Origin of the sequence: Vibrio sp. V03_P4A6T147, from assembly GCF_002241085.1 — a bacterium.
GTDB classification, from domain to species: domain Bacteria; phylum Pseudomonadota; class Gammaproteobacteria; order Enterobacterales; family Vibrionaceae; genus Vibrio; species Vibrio anguillarum.
Map to the genome: position 1 here is coordinate 1 of NZ_NDIO01000410.1, position 4,673 is coordinate 4,673.

Below are 4,673 nucleotides of genomic sequence, written 5' to 3' on the forward strand. Positions count from 1 at the left end.
GCTCAAGAGGGATTGCCAACGCGTGGCGACTTTAGTGCAAAATTGAAGTTTAGTGTTTACAGTGTGTTTTTTAAGTTCAGCGGTGCGTTGTCAACCCCTTAGCCGGGCGTTAGCATGCAGAGGTAGCATGAAAAAGATCCTTATCATCGGAAACTCTGGTTCAGGTAAAAGTTGGTTGTCAGGACAGTTATCAAAGAGACTTAGACTAAAAGAAGTTCACTTGGATTCAGTTGTTTGGGAACCTGGTGGCTATAACCAGAAACGCTCTCCTGAAACGATAAAAAGTGAACTGGTCAAATTGAGTATGGATCCATCTTGGATTGTTGAAGGTGTATTTGGTGCTTTAATAGAAGAGTTGATCCCACATGCGGACACTTTGTTGTTTTTGGATCTAAATTGGGCAGTATGTAAGGCTTCGTTACTTGCTCGTGGTTCAGAAAGTTCAAAGCAACTTGATGTAGTAGAAGCCGATAAAAATTTCAAAGAACTACTGACTTGGGCGTCTGAATATTCGATTCGTACATCAAAAACTTCAAGACAGTTCCATGATTATCTTTTCAGCAATTTTTCTGGTACTAAAGTGCGTTTTACATCACGTTTGCAGGTTAGTTCTTTTGCAGCGGGAACAGCATGCTAACAAACGGCTCAAGAGGGATTGCCAACGCATGGCGACTTTGGTGCAAAATTGAAGTTCAGTGTTTACGGTGTATTTTTTAAGTTCGGTGGTGCGTTGTCAACCCCTTAGCCGGGCGTTAGGTATTTGGAGGCATAATGAGATCAATCTTGTTGATTATTTGTACTGTTTTATTAAACGGCTGCTTGGGTATGCCCGAATCAGTAAAGCCTGTGTCGGATTTTGAACTGAACAATTATTTAGGTAAATGGTACGAGGTTGCTCGACTTGATCACTCTTTTGAAAGAGGTTTAAGTCAGGTTACTGCGGAATACCGTGTTCGAAATGATGGCGGTGTTTCGGTTCTTAATCGTGGTTATTCCGAAGAGAAAGGTGAGTGGAAAGAGGCTGAAGGCAAAGCTTACTTTGTAAATAGTCCAACAGACGGTTATCTGAAGGTTTCATTTTTTGGTCCGTTTTATGGCTCTTACGTGGTGTTTGAGTTAGAGCGTGAAAACTACAGTTATGCCTTCGTATCAGGGCCGAATACAGAATATCTGTGGTTACTTTCAAGAACGCCTAGAGTCGAACCAGACATTCTGGAGAAGTTCGTTCAAATGTCGAAAGAGCGTGGCTTTGATACAAATCGGCTCATTTACGTTCAGCAGCAATAAATACCTAACAAACGGCTCAAGAGGGATTGCCAACGCTTGGCGACTTTAGTACAAAATTGAAGTTTAGTGTTTACCGTGTGTTTTTTGAGTTCGGCGGTGCGTCGTCAACCCCTTAGCCGGGCGTTAGCTTTTTGAGGATAAACGTTGATTCTGTATAAATATATGTCGTTTAAAGCGGCTATTTCTGTTATTGAAAATTCATCACTTGGCTTCTCTTGTCTTGAAGATCTGAATGACCCATTTGAATGCACCGCTTTTGGATTCGAGGAGGGTAGTGATTCATTCGTAACTGCAAGCATGGCAACGAATGCGTGTAAAAATCGTTTTTCAAGAAACTATGGGGTGCTTTCACTTACTAGGCAACCATTGAATCCATTGATGTGGGCTCACTATGGAGACGAACATCAAGGTGTGGTAATTGGTTTTGATGCTAAATTAGCTGGATTTACAGATGAAGATGCATGCGTCATACCTTGTCAGTATGGCGAAATCGTCTATTCGGCAACCAAGCCACATAAAAATTTGCTTACCTTAAGTAGTGAAGAATTGATGAGTATAGGAAATGGCATCAAATTTAACTCTGACTCGTTTAATCTAGTCAAAAGGGCATTTTTGTACAAATCTATTGAGTGGAGCTATGAAGAAGAAGTTCGAGTTGTTAAGGACATATCAGCTCTACCGTTTAGCTACCATTTCGGTAAGGGGCGCAGTAACGCTTGGAATAAAATCTCAGTAGCAGGGCGTCCATTGTATTGTTTGGATATACCAGAAAATGCTATTAAGGAAATATATTTAGGTCGGCATGTATATAAGAATGTAACTAAAAAGAATGATTTCTCCGGTGATGAACTTAAAGAGATCCTTCTCTCATGGGGACGCAAAGATTTAAAATTGTTGCAATGTCAGCCTGACGTACATTCATGGCAGTTAATAGCAGAACAATCAATCAACCAACAAAGCTAACAAGCAATTTAAGAGGGATTCACAACGCTTGGCACTTTTGCTTCTACTTCAGTTTCAGTGTTTATGGCACAATGCTTTAGGTTTGGGTGGAGGCGTTGTTCACCCCTTAATTGGGCGTTATGTGCTTTGAGCAAAAATAAGGAGTACTCAATAATTATGGTGGGTCGTACGGAAGCGTATAAAAAAGGTTATGGCGCTAAGCATTATGAAAATCCATATCCGAGAAATTCACAGGAGTATAATGATTTTGAGCGAGGCTGGTCTCAAAAAATTAAGAGTACACGTTCAGACCCACCTCTAAAGCATTATCAAAAAGAGCTTTTACGGCAACATAAAGAGCAGACAGCTAAACCTAGTCGCCAAGCATCAAGTGGAACTAGTGATTATAATTATTATGCTGAAGCGAAAGGTAAATAATTATTCAGCAACGCACATAACAAACGGCTCAAGAGGGATTGTCAACGCGTGGCGGCTTTAGTGCAAAATTGAAGTTCAGGGTTTACGGTGTGTTTTTTGAGTCTGGCTATGCGTTGTCAACCCCTTAGCCGGGCGTTATGTGTTTTGAGGCTCAATTGGAAAATCTTTTTTTCGTAACAAACTCTGTAGCAGGGCGCTGTGGGCCAGATAAAGTCATGTGGGACCTAGAAGAGTTGTGGTCATCTGGAGTTCGAGCAATTATTTCGGTCAATGACGGAGAGAGTGTTCATATTTCACGCCTAAAGGCTATTGGTTTTGCGTATGAACACATTCCTCTTTCGAGTAATGCACCAGTTCAAAGTGGTGATTTTGAGGTTTGTCTTGATGCATTACCTCGAATTATCAAGTTCATTGAACAAAATGAGACTCAAGGCAAAGTTGTAGTACATTGCAAATCAGGCAAAGATCGGACAGGGCTAGCATTAGCAGCATACCTTTTAAAATCCAAAGGGTTCGGTGTAGAAGAATCAATGTCGGCAGTAAAGGATGTTCGTGATATTGCTTTCAGTGCACCAGACTGGGATTGGTTTACAGAAAAAGTTTTGGTTGGTCTGTCTAACACATAACAAACGCCTCAAGAGGGACTGTCAACGCGTGGCGTTTCCAGTCCCAATGAGCCGCGGTGGTTACGGTTGTTGTGTTTTAGTTTGGTGTTATGCGTTGCCAGCCCCTTAGGCGGGCGTTATATTTCCGAGTACCCCACGTTTAGTAGACACTTTGCTAAGTTAGATCTAGGGTCTAATTGAGAGGTGATTTATGGCTAAACATCGTAATCCAGCGTACACCGAAGAGTTCCGCAAAGAAGCAGTTCGTCTTGCCAGTCTTCCTGGCCGAACAGCTGTCTCCGTTGCCAAGGAGTTGGGCATCAGTGCCCAACAAATCCGGAACTGGAAGCGCCAGTTCACACGCCTATCTGATAAACAGTTTAACACCTTAGACGGTGTCGATTACTCGAAGAAAGAGTCCGAAGAGCTTCGAGCGCTTAGGCGCGAGAACAAGCGGCTTAAAGATGAAATGGAATTCCTAAAAAAGGTGTCGGCGTACTTCGCGAAGCAGCAAGAGTGAAGTACGAGTTCATTGAAAGTTATGCCGGTGAGTACTCGATTAGCCTAATGTGTCGTACTTTAGAAGTGAGTCGAGGTGGTTACTACAAATGGAGCCATCATACGCCGAGTGAGCGTTCAAAGCGGCGAGAGCGCTTTGAACAGCTAGTCATGTGTACCTTTGCTCAATATAGGGCACGTTACGGTTCAGTGCGGATAACCGAAGAGCTAAATGAAGCCGGTTATGCCTGCTGCGTGAACTATGTGGCTGATATCATGAAGGAGAAAGGTATCAGGGCACGGAATGGCAAAGGGTTTAAATACAGCAAGGATGTGGCCGCTATGATCAATGTAGCTGATAATTTACTGCGTAGAGACTTTGAGTCTGAGACACCGAATCAGAAGTGGGTCACGGACATCACGTATATCTGGGTGAAGAGCCGCTGGCTCTTCTTAGCAACAGTGATGGACTTGCATTCAAGGCGTATCGTGGGTTGGTCACTAGGGATAGCGATGACGGTTGAGCTCATCACCAATGCCCTAAAAATGGCGTTTGAATCACGTAAGCCGCCTAAGGGCGTCATTATTCATTCGGACCGTGGTGTACAATACAGGGCATATAAATATCAAGACTTCATGCGTAAGCATGGAGGTGTACCGAGCATGAGTCGACAGGGTAACTGTTGGGATAATGCGGTGATGGAGTCGTTCTACAGTCGACTCAAAGTCGAACTGATATACGCAGAAGACTACCAAACTATCGAAGAAGCCCGAATGGGTATCTTCGAATACATCGAGGTATTTTACAATCGCAAAAGAAGACACTCAGCGTTGGGGCATGTCAGCCCAGTTGAGTACGAAAGTATGTAGTTATGTACTGTCTACTTTTTGTGGGGTACACCA

7 protein-coding genes are annotated in these 4,673 nt (G+C 43.0%); all 7 read left to right on the plus strand.

Annotated features, from left to right (window positions below):
- Positions 1-127 precede the first annotated feature (127 nt).
- Positions 128-637, plus strand: a complete 510-nt coding sequence (locus B9J84_RS15530) for an ATPase AAA (RefSeq protein WP_017046323.1) — start codon at positions 128-130, stop codon at positions 635-637.
- Positions 638-771: 134 nt separating this feature from the next.
- Positions 772-1,287: a lipocalin family protein gene (locus B9J84_RS15535; RefSeq protein WP_094124518.1), complete on the plus strand. Its 516-nt coding sequence runs from the start codon at positions 772-774 to the stop codon at positions 1,285-1,287.
- A 144-nt stretch (positions 1,288-1,431) separates the two neighbouring features.
- On the plus strand, positions 1,432-2,250 hold the full coding sequence (locus tag B9J84_RS15540) for a DUF2971 domain-containing protein (protein WP_094124519.1): 819 nt from the start codon (positions 1,432-1,434) through the stop codon (positions 2,248-2,250).
- A 156-nt stretch (positions 2,251-2,406) separates the two neighbouring features.
- Positions 2,407-2,667 (plus strand): hypothetical protein, encoded by a 261-nt coding sequence (locus B9J84_RS16250; protein WP_047691228.1) that lies wholly within the window; start codon positions 2,407-2,409, stop codon positions 2,665-2,667.
- Positions 2,668-2,804: 137 nt separating this feature from the next.
- Positions 2,805-3,293 (plus strand): dual specificity protein phosphatase family protein, encoded by a 489-nt coding sequence (locus tag B9J84_RS15550; RefSeq protein ID WP_080497414.1) that lies wholly within the window; start codon positions 2,805-2,807, stop codon positions 3,291-3,293.
- A 190-nt stretch (positions 3,294-3,483) separates the two neighbouring features.
- Positions 3,484-3,792 carry a transposase gene (locus B9J84_RS15555; protein WP_004413754.1) on the plus strand — a complete coding sequence of 103 codons (309 nt, stop codon included), beginning with the start codon at positions 3,484-3,486 and terminating at the stop codon, positions 3,790-3,792.
- Positions 3,789-4,640, plus strand: a complete 852-nt coding sequence (locus tag B9J84_RS15560; protein WP_094124520.1) for an IS3 family transposase — start codon at positions 3,789-3,791, stop codon at positions 4,638-4,640. Before B9J84_RS15555 ends, B9J84_RS15560 begins: the two co-directional genes overlap by 4 nt.
- The last annotated feature ends 33 nt before the right edge of the window (positions 4,641-4,673 follow it).